This window comes from Paraburkholderia sp. BR10882, from assembly GCF_040948855.1.
Lineage (GTDB): Bacteria > Pseudomonadota > Gammaproteobacteria > Burkholderiales > Burkholderiaceae > Paraburkholderia > Paraburkholderia nodosa_A.
Genome location: NZ_JBFPKP010000002.1, coordinates 762,047 through 781,988 on the forward strand (window position 1 = coordinate 762,047; position 19,942 = coordinate 781,988).

16 protein-coding genes and 1 pseudogene are annotated in these 19,942 nt (G+C 65.5%); 9 read left to right on the forward strand and 8 right to left on the reverse strand.

Going from position 1 to position 19,942, the window contains the following annotated elements; translation table 11 throughout:
* The first annotated feature begins 2 nt into the window (after window positions 1–2).
* Window positions 3–620 carry a hypothetical protein gene (locus AB3X99_RS08450; RefSeq protein ID WP_342946765.1) on the forward strand — a complete coding sequence of 206 codons (618 nt, stop codon included), beginning with the start codon at window positions 3–5 and terminating at the stop codon, window positions 618–620.
* A gap of 87 nt (window positions 621–707) precedes the next feature.
* Here the strand turns inward: AB3X99_RS08450 and gabD are convergent, their stop codons facing one another.
* Window positions 708–2,159, reverse strand: coding sequence for an NADP-dependent succinate-semialdehyde dehydrogenase (gene gabD / locus AB3X99_RS08455; RefSeq protein ID WP_368616631.1), 1,452 nt, complete (start codon window positions 2,157–2,159; stop codon window positions 708–710).
* Window positions 2,160–2,274: 115 nt separating this feature from the next.
* Window positions 2,275–3,567 carry a 4-aminobutyrate--2-oxoglutarate transaminase gene (gene gabT, locus AB3X99_RS08460; RefSeq protein WP_069261675.1) on the reverse strand — a complete coding sequence of 431 codons (1,293 nt, stop codon included), beginning with the start codon at window positions 3,565–3,567 and terminating at the stop codon, window positions 2,275–2,277.
* A gap of 127 nt (window positions 3,568–3,694) precedes the next feature.
* On the opposite strand from gabT, the gene AB3X99_RS08465 reads away from it, so the two are divergent.
* Complete coding sequence (locus AB3X99_RS08465) at window positions 3,695–5,311, forward strand: PLP-dependent aminotransferase family protein (RefSeq protein ID WP_368616632.1); 1,617 nt, start codon at window positions 3,695–3,697, stop codon at window positions 5,309–5,311.
* 28 nt (window positions 5,312–5,339) lie between these two features.
* Here AB3X99_RS08465 and AB3X99_RS08470 read toward each other — a convergent pair.
* The 4 genes and pseudogenes from AB3X99_RS08470 to phnC form a co-directional block, all read right to left on the reverse strand.
* Window positions 5,340–5,450, reverse strand: a pseudogene (locus tag AB3X99_RS08470) (EamA family transporter); the annotation flags it as partial.
* Between the two features lie 122 nt (window positions 5,451–5,572).
* Window positions 5,573–6,349 (reverse strand): phosphonate ABC transporter, permease protein PhnE, encoded by a 777-nt coding sequence (phnE, locus tag AB3X99_RS08475; RefSeq protein ID WP_368616730.1) that lies wholly within the window; start codon window positions 6,347–6,349, stop codon window positions 5,573–5,575.
* Window positions 6,350–6,462: 113 nt separating this feature from the next.
* Window positions 6,463–7,449, reverse strand: coding sequence for a phosphonate ABC transporter substrate-binding protein (phnD, locus tag AB3X99_RS08480; protein ID WP_368605461.1), 987 nt, complete (start codon window positions 7,447–7,449; stop codon window positions 6,463–6,465).
* Window positions 7,450–7,507: 58 nt separating this feature from the next.
* Window positions 7,508–8,335 carry a phosphonate ABC transporter ATP-binding protein gene (phnC, locus tag AB3X99_RS08485; protein WP_254316685.1) on the reverse strand — a complete coding sequence of 276 codons (828 nt, stop codon included), beginning with the start codon at window positions 8,333–8,335 and terminating at the stop codon, window positions 7,508–7,510.
* A gap of 387 nt (window positions 8,336–8,722) precedes the next feature.
* Here phnC and AB3X99_RS08490 point away from each other — a divergent pair, with 387 nt between their 5' ends.
* From AB3X99_RS08490 to AB3X99_RS08505, 4 genes are all read left to right on the forward strand, one after another.
* Window positions 8,723–9,757, forward strand: coding sequence for a M14 family zinc carboxypeptidase (locus AB3X99_RS08490; RefSeq protein WP_069261679.1), 1,035 nt, complete (start codon window positions 8,723–8,725; stop codon window positions 9,755–9,757).
* Window positions 9,754–10,536 carry an alpha/beta fold hydrolase gene (locus tag AB3X99_RS08495; protein ID WP_368605462.1) on the forward strand — a complete coding sequence of 261 codons (783 nt, stop codon included), beginning with the start codon at window positions 9,754–9,756 and terminating at the stop codon, window positions 10,534–10,536. Before AB3X99_RS08490 ends, AB3X99_RS08495 begins: the two co-directional genes overlap by 4 nt.
* A gap of 97 nt (window positions 10,537–10,633) precedes the next feature.
* Window positions 10,634–11,701, forward strand: coding sequence for a selenide, water dikinase SelD (gene selD / locus AB3X99_RS08500; RefSeq protein WP_368616633.1), 1,068 nt, complete (start codon window positions 10,634–10,636; stop codon window positions 11,699–11,701).
* A 7-nt stretch (window positions 11,702–11,708) separates the two neighbouring features.
* A complete protein-coding gene (locus tag AB3X99_RS08505) occupies window positions 11,709–12,614 on the forward strand; it encodes a cation diffusion facilitator family transporter (RefSeq protein WP_368605464.1) in 906 nt (301 codons plus the stop codon).
* A 203-nt stretch (window positions 12,615–12,817) separates the two neighbouring features.
* Here the strand turns inward: AB3X99_RS08505 and AB3X99_RS08510 are convergent, their stop codons facing one another.
* Together AB3X99_RS08510 and AB3X99_RS08515 are read right to left on the reverse strand one after the other, a co-directional pair.
* Window positions 12,818–13,090, reverse strand: a complete 273-nt coding sequence (locus AB3X99_RS08510) for a DUF4148 domain-containing protein (protein WP_368605465.1) — start codon at window positions 13,088–13,090, stop codon at window positions 12,818–12,820.
* Between the two features lie 198 nt (window positions 13,091–13,288).
* Entirely contained in the window at window positions 13,289–14,293 is a 1,005-nt protein-coding gene (locus AB3X99_RS08515) for a LysR family transcriptional regulator (RefSeq protein ID WP_069261683.1), read from the reverse strand.
* Between the two features lie 188 nt (window positions 14,294–14,481).
* On the opposite strand from AB3X99_RS08515, the gene AB3X99_RS08520 reads away from it, so the two are divergent.
* The 3 genes from AB3X99_RS08520 (at window position 14,482) to AB3X99_RS08530 (ending at window position 19,942) form a co-directional block, all read left to right on the forward strand.
* Entirely contained in the window at window positions 14,482–15,375 is an 894-nt protein-coding gene (locus AB3X99_RS08520) for an alpha/beta hydrolase (protein ID WP_083245001.1), read from the forward strand.
* Window positions 15,376–15,444: 69 nt separating this feature from the next.
* Window positions 15,445–16,653, forward strand: coding sequence for an efflux RND transporter periplasmic adaptor subunit (locus AB3X99_RS08525; protein WP_368616634.1), 1,209 nt, complete (start codon window positions 15,445–15,447; stop codon window positions 16,651–16,653).
* A 103-nt stretch (window positions 16,654–16,756) separates the two neighbouring features.
* Complete coding sequence (locus AB3X99_RS08530) at window positions 16,757–19,942, forward strand: efflux RND transporter permease subunit (RefSeq protein WP_342946757.1); 3,186 nt, start codon at window positions 16,757–16,759, stop codon at window positions 19,940–19,942.

Below are 19,942 nucleotides of genomic sequence, written 5' to 3' on the forward strand. Positions count from 1 at the left end.
GAATGACGAAGGCAGCGATTCTGGCGGCGGCATGGGTGGTGGGCGTTGGCCTCTCGCAGGGGGCGTTTGCGCAAAACGACGCGGCGGCTTCGGCGCCGCAGGGGCAAAGCGCGCTCGCCAGCGCGGCGCAGCAAGCGATTGCCAACGCGGAGCCGGTGCATATCCACGCGAAGATCGTCGGCATCGATCGCGCTGCGCGCGTCGTCACGTTGCGCGGGCCGCGCGGCAATGACGTCGATATCGCGCTTAGCCCGCAGGTCAGCAACTTCGACCAGCTCCACGTGGGCGACACTGTCGACGCGCTCTACAAGAACGCGCTCCTCATGACGGCCGACAAAGCAACGGGAAAGGACAAGGGTATTCGCAAGCGTGTGGATACGAATGTCTATCTGCCCGCGTCGTCGGGCTACGACGCCGCGCGCCAGGTTGAAGTCCAGGCCACGGTGCAGCACATCAACGCGAAGAAGCGCGAAGTGACGCTGCGCGGCGCTTATCAGACCGTCACGCTGCAAGCCACCCCCGATATCGACCTCAAGACCCTGAAGGTCGGCGACACGGTTCACGCCGTGTTCGTTTCCGCTTATGCGACGCAGGTAACGCCGGTTGCCGCCACGCAGTAAGCACGTAAAAAAGCCGGCGCATTGCGGCGCCGGCTTCCTTTTGCGATCCGAACGGGCGCCTCGGAAGGCGCCCGTTTTCGCTGGTCGTTACATGCCTGCCATGCACATGTACTTGATCACCACGTAGTCGTCCACGCCGTAGTGCGAGCCTTCGCGGCCGAGGCCTGACTGCTTCACGCCGCCAAACGGCGCGACTTCATTCGAGATCAGGCCGGTGTTGATGCCCACCATGCCGTATTCGAGCGCTTCGGCCACGCGCCACACGCGGCCGATGTCGCGGCTATAGAAGTAAGCGGCGAGACCGAATTCGGTATCGTTCGCCATCCTGATCACTTCTTCATCGGACGAGAAGCGGAACAGCGGTGCGAGCGGCCCGAAGGTTTCGTCGCGCGCGACCTTCATCGCGGGCGTGACGCCGGTGAGGATGGTCGGCTCGAAAAAGCCGTGGCCGAGTGCGTGGCGTTTGCCGCCCGTGGTCACCTGAGCGCCTTTCGCGAGCGCATCTTCGATATGCGATTCCACCTTCAGCACGGCTGCTTCGTTGATGAGCGGGCCTTGCGTCACGCCGGCCTCCGTGCCGAGGCCGACCTTGAGCTTTTCCACCGAGTCGCGCAGCTTGGCCGCGAACGCGTCGTACACGGCGTCGTGCACGTAGAAGCGGTTCGTGCATACGCAGGTCTGGCCGCTGTTGCGATACTTCGAGGCGATGGCGCCGGCGACGGCCGCATCGAGATCGGCGTCTTCGAACACGATGAACGGCGCGTTGCCGCCCAGTTCCAGCGAGACCTTCTTGACCGTCGAGGCGCACTGGCTCATGAGCAGGCGGCCAACCGGCGTCGAGCCCGTGAAGGAGAGCTTGCGCACCGTGGGGTTGCTCGTGAGCTCGCCGCCGATCGCCTTCGGGTCGCCCGTCACGACGCTGAACACGCCGCGCGGGACGCCCGCACGCTCGGCCAGCACAGCGAGCGCGAGTGCCGAGAACGGCGTGGCTTCGGCGGGCTTGAGCACGATCGGGCAGCCTGCCGCGAGCGCGGGGCCGACCTTGCGGGTGATCATCGCGGCGGGGAAATTCCACGGCGTGATCGCGGCGCACACGCCCACGGGTTCCTTCGTCACGACGATGCGCTTGTCGTTGGCGGGCGTGGGGATCGTGTCGCCATAAATACGCTTGCCTTCCTCCGCGAACCATTCGAGGAACGACGCGGCATAGCCGATCTCGCCCTTCGCCTCGGCGAGCGGCTTGCCTTGTTCCGTGGTGAGGATGAGCGCCAGGTCGTCGGCGTTTTCCATCATCAGGTCGTGCCATTTGCGCAGGATGACACTGCGCTCCTTCGCGGTCTTCGAGCGCCATGCGGGCCATGCGGCGTTCGCGGCGGAAATCGCGCGACGCGTTTCGGCGGCGCCCATGCGCGGCACCGTGCCGATCACCGCGCCGGTGGCGGGGTTCTTGACTTCGAACGTGGCGCCGTCTTCGGCGCCTTGCCATTCGCCGTTGATAAAGGCGCTGGTTTGCAGCAGCGATGCGTCTTTCAGATTCATGCTTGCACTCCGGACTGACTTCGATTCATTTAGAACGACGAACGGCACAGCGGCAAGCGCCGGTGTGCCGTTTCGCGGATGGCCCGCTGCTCGCGGGCCAGCATGTGGTGGAGGCTTACGCCGGCACGCCCACGGCTTCCTTGACCGACTCTTCGAGGATCGCGAGCGCTTCGTCGAACACGGCGTCCTGGATCGTCAGCGGGAACAGGAAACGCACGACGTTCGAATACACACCGCAAACGAGCAGCAGCAGACCGCGATTCAGGGCTGCCGTTTGCACGCGCTTCGTGAAGTCGGCGTCGGCTTCGCTCGTGCCCGGTTTGCAGAACTCAACCGCGTTCATCGCGCCGGGGCCGCGCACGTCGGCGATCTGCGGCACGTCGGCCTTCATCGCGTTGAGTCTGGCCTTGAGCTTGTCGCCGAGTTTCGTCGCGCGCTCGCAGAGCTTTTCCTCTTCGATGATCTCGATCACCGCGTGCGCCGATGCCACAGCCAGCGGGTTGCCCGCGTACGTGCCGCCGAGGCCGCCAGGCGCCGCCGCGTCCATCACTTCCGCGCGGCCCACCACGCCCGAGAGGGGCATGCCGCCTGCCAGGCTCTTGGCGATCGTCATGAGGTCCGGCGTGACGTCGTAGTGTTCCATCGCGAACAGCTTGCCGGTGCGCGCGAAGCCCGTTTGCACTTCGTCGGCGATCAGCAGGATGCCGTGCGTGTCGCAGATCTTGCGCAGCCCGCGCACGAAATCGGCCGGCGCCTGATAGAAGCCCCCTTCGCCCTGCACCGGTTCGAAGATGATCGCGGCGACGCGCTTCGGATCGATGTCGGCCTTGAACAGCATCTCGATGTGCTTGAGCGAGTCGGCCGTGCTGATGCCGTGGACCGAGTTCGGGTAGGGGGCGTGGTACACGTCGGCCGGGAACGGGCCGAACGCGAGCTTGTAAGGGGCGACCTTGCCCGTGAGCGCCATGCCCATCATCGTGCGGCCGTGGAAGCCGCCCGCGAAGGCGATCACGCCCGGACGGCCCGTATGGGCACGTGCGATCTTGACGGCGTTTTCGACGGCTTCGGCGCCCGTCGTGAAGAAGGCGGCCTTCTTGGCGAAGCTGCCCGGCGCGCGCTGGGCGACCTTTTCGGCCAGCGAGACGTACGACTCGTACGGCACGATCTGGTAAGCCGTGTGCGTGAACTGGTCGAGCTGCGCCTTGATGGCGGCGACGATCTTCGGATGGCGGTGGCCCGTGTTGCACACGGCGATACCGGCGGCAAAGTCGATGAAGCGGCGGCCTTCCACGTCCCACAGCTCGGCGTTTTCGGCGCGCTCGGCGTAGAAGTCGCACATCACGCCCACGCCGCGCGGGGTAATGGCGTTCTTGCGGCTTTGCAGATCGGCGTTCTTGCTCACGTTCATCTCCTGTGGAATCGGTGTCAGTTCTGAAGTTGGTTGGCGGACCGGCAAGCAGTCCATGTCGCGACTATACTCACGTTTGGCTCTAAATTTCAGAGCCATTCAGTGCAATCTTTAGGAGCCAATTTCGATGCGTGCGAGTGTTCTGTCCGATTGGCTGGCGCAACGGCTCGACCGCGGAAGCGCCCAGCCGGTGTACCGGCAGCTGCACAAGCTGCTGCAGCAGGCGATCCTCTCGCGCGAACTGCCGGCCGGGGCGCGGGTGCCGTCGTCGCGGCTGCTGGCGGCCGAGCTGGGGATCGCACGCAATACCGTGACGCAGGTCTACGAACAATTGGTGCTCGAAGGCTATGTCACATCGGCGACTGGGCGCGGCACCTTCGTGGCGGACACGTCACCCGACGAAATCGTGGGGGCGACTGAAATTGGCTCTATGCAGACGCGGACAAATGGAGGCGCTTCAGGAGCCGCGCTACCTGCGGGGAAAGTCGCAACTAACAGCGAGAGCGCCGCGGCGGCGCCCGGAGCCGCGTCGACAAGCGGAATGGAAGCCGCCACGCAGACGCAACGCCCAACGGCGCGCGCCCTCTCGGCACGCGGCACGCGCCTGATTACCGGCGCGGGCGTCTCGAAGCGCCAGGGCGGCGCGTTCATGCCCGGCGTGCCCGATGTCTCCCGCTTCCCGGCGCGCGTATGGACGCGTCTGCACAACAAGTACTGGCGCAGTCTGCGCCCGGACCTGCTGACCTACGCACCCGGCGGCGGCCTCGCGCTGCTTCGCCACGTACTGGCCGACTACCTGCGCACTTCGCGCTCGGTGCGCTGCTCGCCGGAGCAGATCATCATCACGACGGGTATTCATCAGTCCATCGACCTGGCCGTGCGTCTGCTCTCCGATCCCGGCGACACCATCTGGACCGAAGACCCGTGCTACTGGGGCGTACGCAGCGTGCTGCATGTCTCGGGCCTCAACACGCGGCCGATCGCCGTGGACAGCGAAGGGCTCAACCCGTCGGCGGGCGACTTCGCCGCGCCGCCGCCGCGGCTCATGCTCGTCACGCCTTCGCACCAGTACCCGCTCGGCATGGTGATGAGCCTCGCACGCCGGCGCATGTTGCTCGAGTACGCGCGCCAGCATCAGTGCTGGATCATCGAGGATGACTACGACAGCGAGTTCCGTTACGGCAGCCGTCCGCTTGCGTCGTTGCAGGGGCTCGATACGGCGGGGCAGGTGATCTACGTGGGCAGCTTCGGCAAGACGCTGTTTCCGGGCCTGCGCGTGGGTTATCTCGTTGCGCCGGAAGCGCTGGCGGAAAGCTTCGCGACCGCGAGCGCCGAGCTGTATCGCGAGGGGCAATTGCTGCAGCAGGCTGTGCTCGCAGAGTTCATCGCCGAAGGCCATTTCACCTCGCACATCCGCAAGATGCGCGCGCTTTACGGCCAGCGCCGCCAGGTGCTGCTGGACGCCGTTGCGCGCCGCTACGGCGACGCGTTGCCCGCGATGGGCGGCGACGCGGGCCTGCACGTCGTGATGCAGTTGCCCGAAGGCAGCGACGACCGCGCCGTGGCCGAAGCCGCGCTCGCGCGCAATATCGTGGTGCGGCCGCTTTCGGGGTATTACTCGTCGCGCGAGCGTGCGAATCCGGGCTTGCTGATCGGCTACGCCTGCGTGCCCGACGAGGAGATTGCACCGGCGTTCGACACGCTCGCCGAGGCGATCGATACGACGTTGCCCGCGTTCGTATGAGCGAAGCGGTCGCTGCGGCGCACGCCAATCACAGCCGGATCAGCACCGCCCCGCAAGTCACGGGCGCGCAGGCCACCATGCGGCGCGCCGTGAGCTTCTCGTTCATGAAGAGCCAGCCGATCAGCACGGCGAAGCGCGTGCCGTTGAGGCCGCAATCGTGTGATCATTCCAGCGAACGCGTCTGGCCGCCAGAAATAGGGAAAAGCCGCACGAGCCGTCGTTGTGTTTCTATTCGGCTCGCGCGGCTTTCGAGGGAGCGCGTCAGGTCACGCGCGCACGCAGTCTTGCGGAGATCAGATCGATGGCCGTGACCACCACGATCACCATGATAAGAACGGCGCTCGTCTGCTGATAATCGAACGAGCGGATTTCCTCATACAGCACGACGCCGATGCCGCCCGCGCCCACCATGCCCACCACCATCGCCGAGCGCACATTCGACTCGAAGCGGTAGAGCGCATACGAGATCCACAGCGGCATGACCTGGGGCAGCACGCCGTAGACGATCTCGTCGAGCGGCGAGGCGCCCGTCGCGCGCACGCCTTCCACGGGGCGTGGGTCGATGGCTTCCACCGCTTCCGCAAAGAGCTTCGCGAGCACGCCTGTCGTGTGCACCCACAAGGCGAGCACACCGGCGAACGGCCCGAGGCCCACGGCTACGATGAAGAGCATCGCGAACACCATCTCGTTGATGGCGCGGCACGCGTCCATCAAACGGCGCACGGGATGCAGCACCCACGCGGGCGCGAGATTGTGCGCCGACATGAGCCCGAACGGCACTGCGCAGACGATGGCGAGTGCCGTGCCCCACAGCGCCACCGCGATCGTGACCCACATCTCCTGGGCATACGTGCGCCATTCCGTAAAGTCCGGCGGGAAGAAGCCGCGCGCGAACGTGCTCATATTCGCTGAGTCGGAGAAGAGGTCGAGCGGGCGCATGTCGGCGCCGCGCCACGCCACGCCGAGGAGCACGAACACGATGGCCCAAAGCGCGAGCGAGGACCAGCTGCGCTTGCCTGTGAGGCCGCGCGCCGCCAGGGCGGCCGCTTGCGGCGCGGCGGCGACGTTCGGCGTCGCCGCCGGCCCGGCAGCGGGCCTTGCGACTTCTGCCTGCGGCACGGCGCGTGAGCTGTCGAAATCCATCGCGCCCATTACTGCTTCGCAGGTGCGGCGAGCGCGCCGATCTTCGCGTCGATGGCCGCGATCTGGCTCTTGCGGTCGTCGTCGGAGAGATGCGTGTCGGCGGCGATCTTCTCTTTCTGCTGGAACAGCGCGACCTGGCGGATCGGCAGGAGCTGCGCGTCGGTGGCGGGCGCGAAGCCTGCGTAGCCGGTGATATCGGCCATGATCTTCTGCTCGCGCGGATCGGTCTTGGCGTAGTGGTAGAAGAAGTCGCGCAGCTTCTGCTTGGTGGCCTCAGGCAGATCCTTGCGATACACGAGCGGATCGGACGGAATGAGCGGCGAGGTCCACAGCACGCGCACCTGGGCAAAGCGGTCCGGGTGCTTCTGTTGCAGCGTGGAAAGCTCGATGGTGTTGTTGGTGGCGATGTCCACCTTGTTGTTCACCACGGCGAGCAGGTTCGCTTCGTGGCTCGAAGGCAGCACGGTCTTGAAGTTCGTCGCGTTCACCGAAACGCCGTGCTTCGCGAAGAGGTAATAGCCCGGAATCAGCGTGCCCGAAGTCGAATTGGGGTCGCCCCAGCCGAGCGTCAGATCCTTGGTATTCTTGAACACATCGTCGATCGACTTCACACGGCTGTTCACGTTGGTGATGAGCACCGACTTGTAGCCGGCATCGCCGTTCGCGTAGAGCACCTTCGCGAAGATTTCGCCATTCGAGCGGTCCACGGCCTCCATGGCCGAAGCGTTGCCGAAGTAGCCGATCTGCACCTTGTTGAAGCGCATGGCTTCGATGATGCCCGAGTAGTCCGTAGCAAAGAACGCATTCACGTGCAGGCCGGTCTGCTTGTTCAGGTCGTCGATGAACGGTTGCCAGCGTTGCTTGAGCACCGCCGACGAGTCGGTCGAGATGATGCCGAAGCTGAGATCTTCCGCGTGGGCGGCCGCGCTGCCGAGCGAGGCAAACGCGACGGCGCCGGCGGCGCACCAGGAGAGCATGGAGCGGAACAGGTTCATTGGGGCGGTCCGTGGTGAGTAAAAACGTTGCGGGTTGGAAAAGGGTTGGGTTGCGCGATCAGGCTGCGCGAGGCTGCGCGCCGAAGCGCGTTGCCGCGGACGGCGCAGCATCGGGTTCGAGCAACTCGCGCGCGGCGTTGCCATAAAGCTGTTGCAGCAGGGCGGGCGTGAGCGCCGACGATGCGCCGTCGTACACCACGCGCCCGTCGCGCAGCGCGATGGTGCGCGGGCAGTACTCCATGGCGATATCCACCTGATGCAGCGAGACGACCACCGTCAAGCCGTGATCGCGATTGAGCATGCGCATCATGTCCATCACGCGGCGCGACGATGCGGGGTCGAGCGAAGCGATGGGTTCGTCGGCGAGAATCAGGCGCGCGCGCTGCACGAGTGCGCGGGCGAGCGCCGCGCGCTGCTGCTGGCCGCCCGAGAGGTTCGAAGCGCGCTCGGCGGCCTTGTGCGCGATGCCGACCTCGCCGAGCGCGGCCAGCATCAGCTCGCGTTCGGCGCGCGGAAAGCGGCCCGTGAGGCGTCGCCACAACGGCAGCCGCGACAGCGCGCCGATCAGCACATTCGTTTCGACCGTGAGGCGATGCACGAGATTGAACTGCTGAAACACGAAGCCGATGTCGCGGCGAATGCGGCGCACTTCGCGCACGATGCGGCCGTCCTGCTGAATAGGACGACCAAGAATCTCGATGCGCGAAGGCTGCGGGTCGGAAGCCGTGAAGCCCGCAATATGGCGGAGCAGGGTCGATTTGCCCGAGCCCGATGCGCCGATCAGCGCGACCATTTCGCCAACGCCTACGCGCAGGTTGATTTCGTCGAGTGCCTTGCGGCCGCTGTCGAAGCTTTTCGAGAGGCGTTCGATGCGTATGGCGTCCATAACAATCCGTCGCTGTGTAGTCGAGGGCTCATTCTAGGAAGTGACTGTGACGGTTGAGTGAAGGTGTCGCGACGTCTAGACGACTACATGTCTTGCGGCCTTCTAGCCGCGAAAAAATCGCGAGGGATGTGACAGCCACATGACGCCAAACATCTGTCATGCTCAATATCATGGGAAGCGGCTATATTGATGGGCAACGTACATGCTGTCCCTGGTTTTCCTGACTTATTGCTGACTCATTGTCGACAGAGGCGGCACTCGGAAGGCAGTTGTAGACAAAGCGGCCGCACGCGGCGGCGCGACCTGGGCGGCCCCACCTGGGCGGCCCCACCTAGGCGGCCCCACCTAGGCGGCCCCATCCAAACAAGCGACGAAACCCGGCGCCATATGCAGGCACTGAGCTTCCTACCCGACAGCTTCGAGGAATACGAGGATCTCAAGATGATCCTCGATGCCGGCGCACGCTGGCTCGACATTCGCAGCGAGGGCGAAGTCGAGGTGCGCGGCCGCACGTTTCCTCTCTACGTGGCGGCCATCGGCTCGCGCGACCCGGCCGCACCCGGCATTGGTTTTTTCGGGGGCATCCATGGGCTCGAGCGCATTGGCTCGCAGCTCGTGCTCGACTACATGCGCGCGCTCGTGGGGCGTCTTGCCTGGGACGAACTGCTCCTGCGCCAACTCGAGTCCGTGCGCATCGTCTTCGCGCCGATTCTCAATCCCGGCGGCATGTGGCTCGCCACGCGTGCAAATCCGAACGGCGTCGACCTCATGCGCAACGCGCCGCAGGACGCCGACGAGCGCGTGCCCTTTCTCGCGGGCGGCCAGCGCGTCGGCTCGTGGCTGCCGTGGTATCGGGGGCGGCGCGGCGCGGCCATGGAGATCGAGGCGCAGGCGCTCCTGAAGATCGTCGACGAAGAACTCACGCGGCGCCCGCTTTCCTTCGCGCTCGACTGCCATTCCGGTTACGGCTGGACCGACAGCATCTGGTTTCCGTACGCACGTACGCGCCGTCTCATCCGCCATCTGCCCGAAATGTACGTACTCAAGACGATGTTCGAGCGCGCGCATCCGCATCACGGCTACACCTTCGAGCCGCAGAGTCACCAGTATTTGCTGCACGGCGACTTGTGGGATTGCGCATACGATCGGGCGCCCGACAGCAACATCTTCCTGCCGCTCACGCTCGAATTGGGCTCGTGGTTGTGGATCAAGAAGAACCCGCGTCAGATCTTTTCGCGCCAGGGCATGTTCAATCCGCTCTTGCAGCATCGCACCGCGCGTGTGTTGCGGCGCCACGCGAATCTGTTCGAGTTCCTCACGCGCGCCGCGTATTCCTCGCAGCGCTGGCTGCCCGAGGGTGTGATCCGCGATGAGGTGCTGAAAAGCGCGATCGGGCACTGGTATCGCAAGCCGGGCACATGAGCGAACCGTGGATCCTGCTGCGCGGCCTCACGCGCGAATCGCGCCACTGGGGCGCGTTCGCCACGCTGCTTGCGGCCCGTGACGGCGTGCTGCCCATCGACCTGCCGGGCAACGGCACGGCGGTGCACGAACGCTCGCCGCTCGCGGTGGACGACTACGTGGACACGCTGCGCGCCCAGGCGCTGCGGTACGGGGCGCGCCCGCCATACCGCGTGCTGGCGATGTCGCTGGGCGGCATGGTGGCGACGGCGTGGGCGCTGCGCTACCCCGACGAAATTGGGCGGCTCGTGCTCGTGAACACGAGCATGCGGCCGTTCAGCCGCGTAGACGAGCGCTTGCGGCCGTCGGCGTGGGCCGCACTCGTGCGCGTGGCGCAGCATTGGGATGGCGGCGACACCGGCGGCATTGCCGAGACGCTGATCCACGGGCTCACCTGTGCGCGCCGCGACACGCTCGCTGCCGACCTCGAAACGTGGCGCGCGATCCGCGCAAGCGCCCAAGTGAGCCGCGCGAACGCGCTGCGCCAGCTCGCCGCCGCCGCGCGCTTCAAGGCGCGCGCGGTGCCGCGCTGCGCGGTGCTGGTGGTGTCGTCGCGCGGCGACCGGCTCGTGAACCCCGTTTGCTCCGCGCGGCTCGCGCGGGCCTGGGGCGCGCCGCACGTGGCGCATCCCTGGGCGGGGCACGATCTGCCGCACGACGATCCGCAATGGCTCGTCGATACGCTCCACGCGGGCGACGTCGCCGGGAACGCGGCGGGCCAGGCCGCCGGGCGCGGCTGAGCGGTGCCGCGGCGCGTGCGCGCCGCCCGCATCGCCAGTCCGGCGATTGCCCCATAATACGAAAACTCATCCGGCACTTTCAGGACGATTTCCAGACATGAACGACAAACCCGCCATTGGCGCCGCCGTGCCGCGCCTCACGAGCCTTTCGCACGGCGGCGGCTGCGGCTGCAAGATCGCGCCGGGCGTGCTTTCTGCGCTGCTCGCCCGCAGCACCCCGCTCACCACCGCGTTTCCGAACCTGCTGGTCGGCACCGAGACCGCCGACGACGCCGCCGTCTACAAGCTCAACGACGAGCAGGCCATCGTCGCGACGACGGACTTTTTCATGCCGATCGTCGACGATCCGTATGACTTCGGCCGCATCGCCGCGACCAATGCGCTTTCGGACGTCTACGCCATGGGCGGCAAGCCGATCCTCGCGCTGGCACTCGTGGGTATGCCGATCAACGTGCTGCCGCACGATGTGATCGCGCAGGTGCTGCGCGGAGGCGAGGATGTGTGCGCGGCGGCGGGCATTCCCGTGGCGGGCGGCCATTCGATCGACTCCGTGGAGCCCATTTACGGCCTCGCGGCGCTCGGCGTCGTGCATCCCTCGCGCGTGAAGCGCAACGCATCGGCAAAAGCCGGCGACGTCCTCGTGCTCGGCAAGCCGCTCGGCGTGGGCGTACTTTCCGCCGCGCTCAAGAAGGAAATGCTCGGCGACGCGGGCTACAAGGCGATGGTCGCCGCCGCGACCCTGCTCAACAAGCCGGGCGCAACGCTCGCGGAACTGCCGGGCGTGCACGCCATGACCGACGTAACGGGCTTCGGCCTGCTCGGCCACACGCTCGAAATCGCGCGTGGCGCGAATCTCACCGCGCGCGTGCACTACGCCGAGCTGCCGTGGCTGCCGGGCGTGCAGAAGTTCGTCGACGACGGCGTGTACACGGGCGCGTCGGGCCGCAACTGGGCCTCGTACGGCGACGCCGTCACGCTCGCGCCCAGCCTGCCCGAAAGCGCGCGCACGCTGCTCACCGACCCGCAAACCTCGGGCGGCCTGCTCGTGGCCTGCGCGCCGGAAAACGTGGACGACGTGCTGGCGATCTTCCGCGCGGAAGGCTTTGGCGACGCTCGTGTGATCGGCGAACTGAGCGAAGGCCCGGCGCGCGTGGACGTCGCATGAGGACCGTATGAGCGGAGAATCGCCTAAAGCCATCTTCTACGCGCTCGCTGCGAACTTCGGCATAGCGGTCTGCAAGTACGCTGCCGCGGCGTTCACGGGCTCGGGATCGATGTTCGCGGAGGCGATTCACTCCACGGCCGACTGCGGCAATCAACTGCTTTTGCTGTTCGGCCTGCGCCAGTCGCGCGAGCCGCCCACGCCGCTGCATCCCATGGGCACGGGCCGCGCGATCAACTTCTATTCGCTGCTCGTGGCGCTGCTGCTGTTTTTCGTGGGTGGCGCGTTCTCGGTCTACGAGGGCGTGCATCGGCTGATCGCGCGCGAGCCGTTGCGATTCGTCTATGTGGCGCTCGTCGTGCTCGGCATTTCCGTGGTGCTCGAAGCGTTTTCGCTTTATGGCGCGATGCGTGAAATTCGCAAGGGCGCGCCCACGAAATCGCTGTGGCGCTGGGCGCGCGAAACGCGCGATTCCGACCTGCTCGTCGTGGCGGGTGAAGACATCGCGGCGCTGGCGGGTCTCGCCATTGCGTTCGCCGCCGTGCTGCTCACGGTCATCACGGGCAATCCGGTATGGGATGCGTGCGGCTCGATCGGCGTGGGCATTTTGCTCATGCTGATTGCGTGGTTCATCGCGCGTGAAGTGAAGTCGATGATCGTCGGCGAATCGGCCGGCCCGGAAATGCGGCGCGATATCGAATCGTTCCTGCGTGCGCGGCCCGAAATTCAAAGCATCATCAGCCTCATTACCCTGCAATGGGGCAAGGAGGTGATGGTGGCGGTGCAGTGCGAAATGCTCGAGTACGACCACAGCCGCACCATGGTCGAGGCGATCAACGAGATCGAAGCCGACCTGCAGGCGCGCTTTCCTCTTGTGCGCTGGGTGTTTTTCGAGCCGGATTTCGTGAACCGGTAGTGCAAGGGCCCGGCGGTTGAAAAAAACGCCGGGCCCTTGCGCATGAGTCACATCTTCACGCGCGCTTCACAGTTCAATGCCGAAACGGCGTCCACACGGGCGTGGTGTTGTCCCACTGCTCGAGTTCGGAAGGTACGGTCGGATTCATATTGGACTCCTACGTTTTTTGTCTTGCAATCGAAATGCCGGTGCGTCTTGCGGGCTTATTCGCCCGCCTGCGCGACGCGCTGGGCGTGGTTCGCGCGGCTCTCCTGCAGCGCGATGCGTTGCGCTTGCGTGCGGCCGATCAGGCTTTGCTCGGGGTAGCTCGTCTTGTTAAGCGAGGGCAGCGTGCCGTCGCGATACGCGGCGGCAATTTCCGCCTTCACTTCAGCGCGGGTTTTCGGCGCGCTGTTGTCCTGGGCGAAGACCGAAGCGCTTGCGGCGAGCGAGAGGACGAGCGTGGCGCCAATGGCAGTTGCGAGAGTGCGTTTCATGATCTGCTCCTTTTGTACCGGTGCCACGTGGGTCGCGGCGACAGGAGCAAATGTAGTTGCGCAGCCGTTTGCGATAAACGGCCGGAACGCGAAAGCAATTGTCGAAAATCCGGAACAATCGCTGCGCCGCGCCCGCGAAAGCCTCTGCGGGCGCGGCTTCGAGGGTTGGCGCAGCGCGACGGCGTTACGCCGCTGAGCTTATGCGGCCCATTCCGAAATGACAGGCGTTTCGAGCGCTGGCGCGTTTTCGCGCTCTTCGAGCGTGCGCATCGTGCAGGCCTTGTCGAGCGAGGCGCGGCCGCTCAGCAGCGGGCAGCGGTCGAACACTTCGGCGATCCAGTCCACGAACACACGCACTTTGGGTGACAGATGGCGGCTGTGCGGATAAACGGCCGAAATCGGCATGGGCAGCGGCTTGTAATCGGGCAGGACCTCGACGAGCGCACCCGACTTCAGGTGCGGCAGCACCATGTAGCGCGGCCCCTGGATCAGGCCGAAGCCTTCGATGCCGCAGGTCACATAAGCGTCCGCGTCGTTTACCGAGACCATGCTCTTGAGCTTGACCTCCACTTCCTTGCCGTCGACGAGAAACGCCCAGTCCATCACGCGCCCCGTACGCGACGAGAAGTAATTCACGGCGCGATGTTCGGCCAGTTCTTCGAGCGTCTGCGGCATGCCGTGGCGCTCCAGATACGACGGCGCCGCGCACGACACGCCTTCGAAAATGCCGATGCGCCGCGCGACCAGCGACGAATCCTGCAGCGCACCCACGCGCACCACGCAGTCCACGCCTTCCTGCAGCAAGTCCACGGGGCGATCGGATAGCCCGAGTTGCAGGTCGATGTCCGGATAGCGCCCGTGGAATTCGCACAGCGACGGAATCACGATGAGCCGCCCGATCGAGCCGGGCATGTCGATGCGCAGCTTGCCGTGCGGTTTGCGGTTGCGATCCTGGAATGTGGTTTCCGTTTCCTCGACGTCCGCGAGAATGCGCACGCAGCGCTCGTAGTACGCGGCGCCATCGGGCGTGAGCGACAGACGGCGCGTGGTGCGGTGCATGAGGCGCACGCCGAGAAACGCTTCGAGATTCTGAATGATCGTCGTGACCGACGCGCGCGGCATGTCGAGCGTTTCGGCAGCACGCGTGAAGCTGTTGGTATCGACGACGCGGGTGAACACCTGCATGGCCTGAAGGCGGTCCATTGCCACTCTCCAAAAAGCTTCGGTCGCACGGCGCGCGGCGTTCGAAACTAACGCCCGCGCAGAAAGAGGAGACAGATTGTTCAGGTGCGCCGAATTGTGTTGCCGGATTATAGGCATTTATTTGCAAGTCTGCCGAACCCACAATTCGCCTCATTCGAATCTACTCTCGCGCATTGCGCCGATTTGACATGGATGTCTTTAAACGCCCAACGTCTTGGACCTCCGCGGAGGAAGCGCCGCTGGCCGAAGTGCCCGCGGCCTTGCCTGCTACCGCGTCCGCCAAGCCTGGCAAGGTGCGCGCGGTGCTCACGACCGACGTGGCGATCGAAGGCTACGCCCAGCAGATTCCGCTGCGGCTGTACCGTCCCGAAGCCGCGAATGGTCTGCCGGTGTTGCTGTATTTCCACGGCGGCGGCTTTGTGCGCGGGTCCATCGAGGAAGCGGATGCGGTGGGGCGGTTTCTCGCAGAACGCTTACCAGCGCTCGTGGTGAGCGTCGGGTATTCGCTCGCGCCCCGGCACCCGTTTCCCGCCGCCCCCGAAGATGCGCATCGCGCGGCGCTGTGGGCGCTTACGCGGGCCCGCGCGTTCGGCGGCAACCCGAAGCGCGTGATCGCGGCGGGCCACGACGCGGGCGGCCAGATCGCCAACGTGCTCGCCTTCATGGGCCGCGATCGCGGCGACGTGAAACTCGCGGCGCAGGCATTGTTTGCGCCGATGCTCGATCCGAGCCTCACGCGTCTTGGCGACGAGGCGCGCCTGGGCTCCGATATCACCGCAAGCGAATGCGCGGCGTGTTATCGCGCGTATCTGCCCGATGCGACGCAGCGCATGCATCCGTACGCGGCGCCGCTCGAATCGCTGCGTCTTGGCGGCTTGCCGCCCACGCTCATCGTGACCGCACAGAACGACGTGCTGCACATCGAAGCGGAGAAGTACGCGAGCCGCCTGATCGACGCGGGCGTGCGCACCCAGGTGGTGCGCTACCCGAGCGTCTCGCACGCGAATCTCGCGGCGCATCCGGCCGCGCTCAGCGAAGCCGTACGGTTTTTCCAATGTTGCTTCGACGCGGGGGCGTCATAGACGAAGCACCCTTGCGGCGGTGCTGCCGAACCAGTGAAGAACAATCAACCATTATTTCTGGAGTCCGACATGTCACTTTTTTCGCAATCCCGAACCCGTATCGCGCTAGCGGTCATTGGCGTGCTGGTGGTCGCGGGCCTCGGCACCCTCGGTGCCATCCGCCTCGACTCGCACCCTGCCGTTGCCGCTGAAGCGCCGCCCGCACCCGAGGTCGACGTCGCACCCGTGCTCAATCGCACGATCACCGACTGGCAGACCTACTCGGGCCGCATGGCCGCCGTCGAGAAAGTGGAGATACGTCCGCAGGTTTCCGGCACGATCGTCTCCGTGAACTTCCGTGACGGCGCGCTCGTGAAGCAGGGCGAGACCCTGTTCGTGATCGACCCGCGCCCGTACCAGGCGGCCGTCGATCAGGCCGCTGCGCAGCTTGCCGCCGCGCAGGCGCGCACGGGCTACGCGCAAAGCGACTGGGAGCGCGCTCAGCGTCTGATTGGCGATAACGCCATCGCCAAGCGCGATTACGACGAGAAGCAGAACGCCTCGCGCGAAGCGAACGCGAATCTCAAGGCCGCGCAGGCCGCCCTCGAAGCCGCGCAGATCAACCTGGGTTACACGCGCATCGTCGCGCCGGTTGCCGGACGTGTGTCGCGCGCCGAGATCACGGTGGGCAACGTCGTATCGGCAGGGGCAAGCGCCGCGCCGCTCACGACGCTCGTTTCCGTTTCGCCCATCTACGCCGAATTCGACGCCGACGAGCAGACCTATCTCGACTACATCAGCCACATGAAGAACGGCTCGAAGGTGCCGGTGGAACTGGGTCTGGCGAACGAATCGGGCTATTCGCGCACGGGCACGATCGAGTCGGTGGACAACCGTCTCGACACCACGTCGGGCACCATCCGCGTGCGCGCGCGCTTCGACAACGCCGACGGCGCGCTGGTGCCGGGGCTTTACGCACGCATCAAGGTGAGCGGCAGCGCCCCGCACCCGGCGCTGCTCGTGGACGACGCCGCCATCGGCACCGACCAGGACAAGAAGTTTGTTTACGTCGTCGATAACAGCGGCAAGATCGCCTACCGCACGGTGCAAACGGGCGGCCAGCAGGGCAACCTGCGCGTGATTCTGGGCGGCCTGAAGGCGGGCGACCACGTGGTGGTGAACGGCACGCAGCGCGTGCGCCCCGGTGAAGCCGTGCGCTCGCACATGGTGCCGATGAACGGCGACCCCGACGCCAGCACGGCAGCGAACCCCGGCGCCAAGGCAGCGAAAACGTCCTGACGAGCGGCGGGCGTAGGCGATCGCGGCCTGCGCCTGTGCTTCCGTCAGGATGACTAAGCAGCAAGCTTCGCGTCAAATTGAGCGTCATGAACAAGAGCAACCCATGAACATATCGAAATTCTTCATCGACCGGCCGATCTTCGCGGGCGTGCTGTCCGTGCTGATCCTGCTGGCCGGCGTGATCGCGCTGTTCCAGTTGCCGATCTCCGAGTATCCCGAGGTCGTGCCGCCTTCGGTGGTGGTCCACGCGCAGTATCCGGGTGCGAACCCGAAGGTGATCGCCGAGGCCGTCGCCGCGCCGCTCGAAGAGCAGATCAACGGCGTCGAGAACATGCTGTACATGCAGTCGCAAGCCAATAGCGACGGCAATCTCACGCTCACGGTCACGTTTCGCCTCGGCACCGACCCGGACAAGGCCACGCAGCTCGTGCAGAACCGCGTGAACCAGGCGCTGCCGCGCCTGCCGGAAGACGTGCAGCGCCTCGGCATCACGACCATCAAGAGCTCCCCCACGCTCACGATGGTGGTGCACCTGATCTCGCCGGACAACCGGTACGACATGACGTACCTGCGCAACTACGCGCTGCTCAACGTGAAGGACCGACTCTCGAACATCCAGGGCGTGGGCGAGGTGCAGCTGTGGGGCTCGGGCGACTACGCCATGCGCATCTGGCTCGATCCGCAGAAGGTGGCACAGCGCAATCTCACCGCGAACGACGTGGTCAACGCGATTCGCGAGCAGAACGTGCAGGTGGCGGCCGGCGTGATCGGCGCCTCGCCTAGCGTGCCTGGCACGCCGTTCCAGCTCAACGTGAATGCCCAGGGCCGTCTGCGCACGGAAAGCGAGTTCGGCAACATCATCGTCAAGACGAATCCCGATGGCGGCGTGACGTACCTGCGCGATATCGCGCGTATCGAACTGGCGGCCTCCGAATATGGCCTGCGTTCGCTGCTCGACAACAAGCCGGCCGTAGCGCTCGCCATCAACCAGGCGCCGGGGGCGAACTCGCTCGCGATTTCGGACCAGGTGCGCGCGGCGATGAAGGAGCTCAAGCAGGACATGCCCGCGGGCGTGGATTACAAGATTGTCTACGACCCCACGCAGTTCGTGCGCTCCAGTATCGAAGCCGTCGTACATACGCTGCTCGAAGCGATCGCGCTCGTGGTGATCGTGGTGATCGTGTTCCTGCAAACGTGGCGTGCCTCGATCATTCCGTTGATCGCGGTGCCGGTCTCGATCGTCGGGACGTTCTCCTTGCTGCTTGCGTTTGGGTTCTCGATCAACGCGCTATCGCTGTTCGGGATGGTGCTCGCCATCGGCATCGTGGTTGACGACGCGATCGTGGTCGTCGAAAACGTGGAGCGCAATATCGCCAGTGGGTTATCCGCGCGCGATGCAACCTACAAGGCCATGCAGGAAGTGAGCGGGCCGATCATCGCCATTGCGCTCACGCTCGTGGCCGTGTTCGTGCCGCTCGCGTTCATGAGTGGTCTCACGGGCCAGTTCTACAAGCAGTTCGCGATGACCATCGCGATTTCCACGGTGATCTCGGCGTTCAACTCGCTCACCCTTTCGCCCGCGCTTTCGGCGCTGCTGCTGCGTGGTCACGGCGAGAAGGAAGACTGGCTCACGCGTGGCATGAACCTCGTGCTGGGCGGCTTTTTCCGCCGCTTCAACCGGGTGTTTCATCGCGGCTCGGAAAGCTATGGGCGCGGCGTGAACGGCGTGCTGCGCCACAAGGGCGCGATGCTCGCGGTCTACGTGGTGCTGATCGCCGCCACGGTGCTGATGGCGCGTATCGTGCCGGGCGGCTTCGTGCCCGCGCAGGACAAGGAGTATCTGATCGCGTTTGCGCAATTGCCCAACGGCGCCGCGCTCGACCGCACCGAGAACGTGATTCGCGACATGAGCGCCATTGCGCTCAAACAGCCCGGCGTGGAAAGCGCCGTGGCGTTCCCCGGCCTGTCGGTGAACGGCTTCACGAATAGTTCGAGCGCGGGCATTGTGTTCGTCACGCTCAAGCCGTTCAAGGAACGCAAGGGCAAGGCGCTGTCGGCCGGTGCGATTGCGGGTGCGCTGAACCAGCAGTACGCCAGCATCAAGGATTCGTTCATCGCCGTGTTCCCGCCGCCGCCGGTGCTCGGCCTCGGTACGCTGGGCGGCTTCAAGTTGCAGCTGGAGGACCATGGTGCGCTCGGCTACGAGGCGCTCAACCGCGCGACCCAGGACTTCGTCAAGCGCGCGGCGCAAACGCCGGAGCTGGGCCCGACGTTCACGAACTATCAGATCAACGTACCGCAGCTGAACGTCGATCTCGACCGCACGAAGGCGAAGCAGCTCGGCGTGCCGGTCACCGACGTGTTCGACACGATGCAGATCTATCTGGGTTCGCTCTACGTGAACGACTTCAACCGCTTCGGACGCGTGTATCAGGTGCGCGTGCAGGCCGATGCGCCGTTCCGCCAGCGCGCCGACGACATTCTGCAACTGAAGACGCGCAACGCCGCGGGCGAGATGGTGCCGCTCTCGTCGCTCGTCACGGTCACGCCCACGTATGGCCCCGAGATGGTGGTGCGCTACAACGGCTACACCGCGGCCGACATCAACGGCGGCCCGGCGCCCGGTTATTCGTCGGGCCAGGCACAGGCGGCGGCGGAACGCATTGCGGCTGAAGTGCTGCCGCGCGGTGTGAAGTTCGAATGGACCGACCTCACCTACCAGCAGGTGCTGGCGGGCAATGCGGGCATCTGGGTGTTCCCGATCAGCGTGCTGCTCGTGTTCCTCGTGCTGGCGGCGCTCTATGAGAGCCTGACACTGCCGCTCGCGGTGATCCTGATCGTGCCGATGAGCGTGCTGTGTGCACTCACGGGCGTGTGGCTCACGCAGGGCGACAACAACATCTTCACGCAGATCGGCCTGATGGTGCTGGTGGGACTCGCTTCGAAGAACGCGATTCTGATCGTCGAGTTTGCGCGCGAGCTGGAGCATGACGGACACACGCCGCTTACCGCTGCCATCGAGGCGAGCCGCTTGCGTCTGCGCCCGATCTTGATGACGTCCATCGCGTTCATCATGGGCGTGGTGCCGCTCGTGCTCTCCAGCGGCGCGGGTTCGGAAATGCGTCACGCGATGGGCGTGGCCGTCTTCTTCGGCATGCTCGGCGTGACCGCATTCGGCCTGTTGCTGACGCCGGTGTTCTACGTGGTGCTGCGCACACTCGCGGGCGGCAAGATTCACGTCGCGCAGAAGGACAATGCGCGCAAGCCGCAATCGATGGTCGACGCGTAA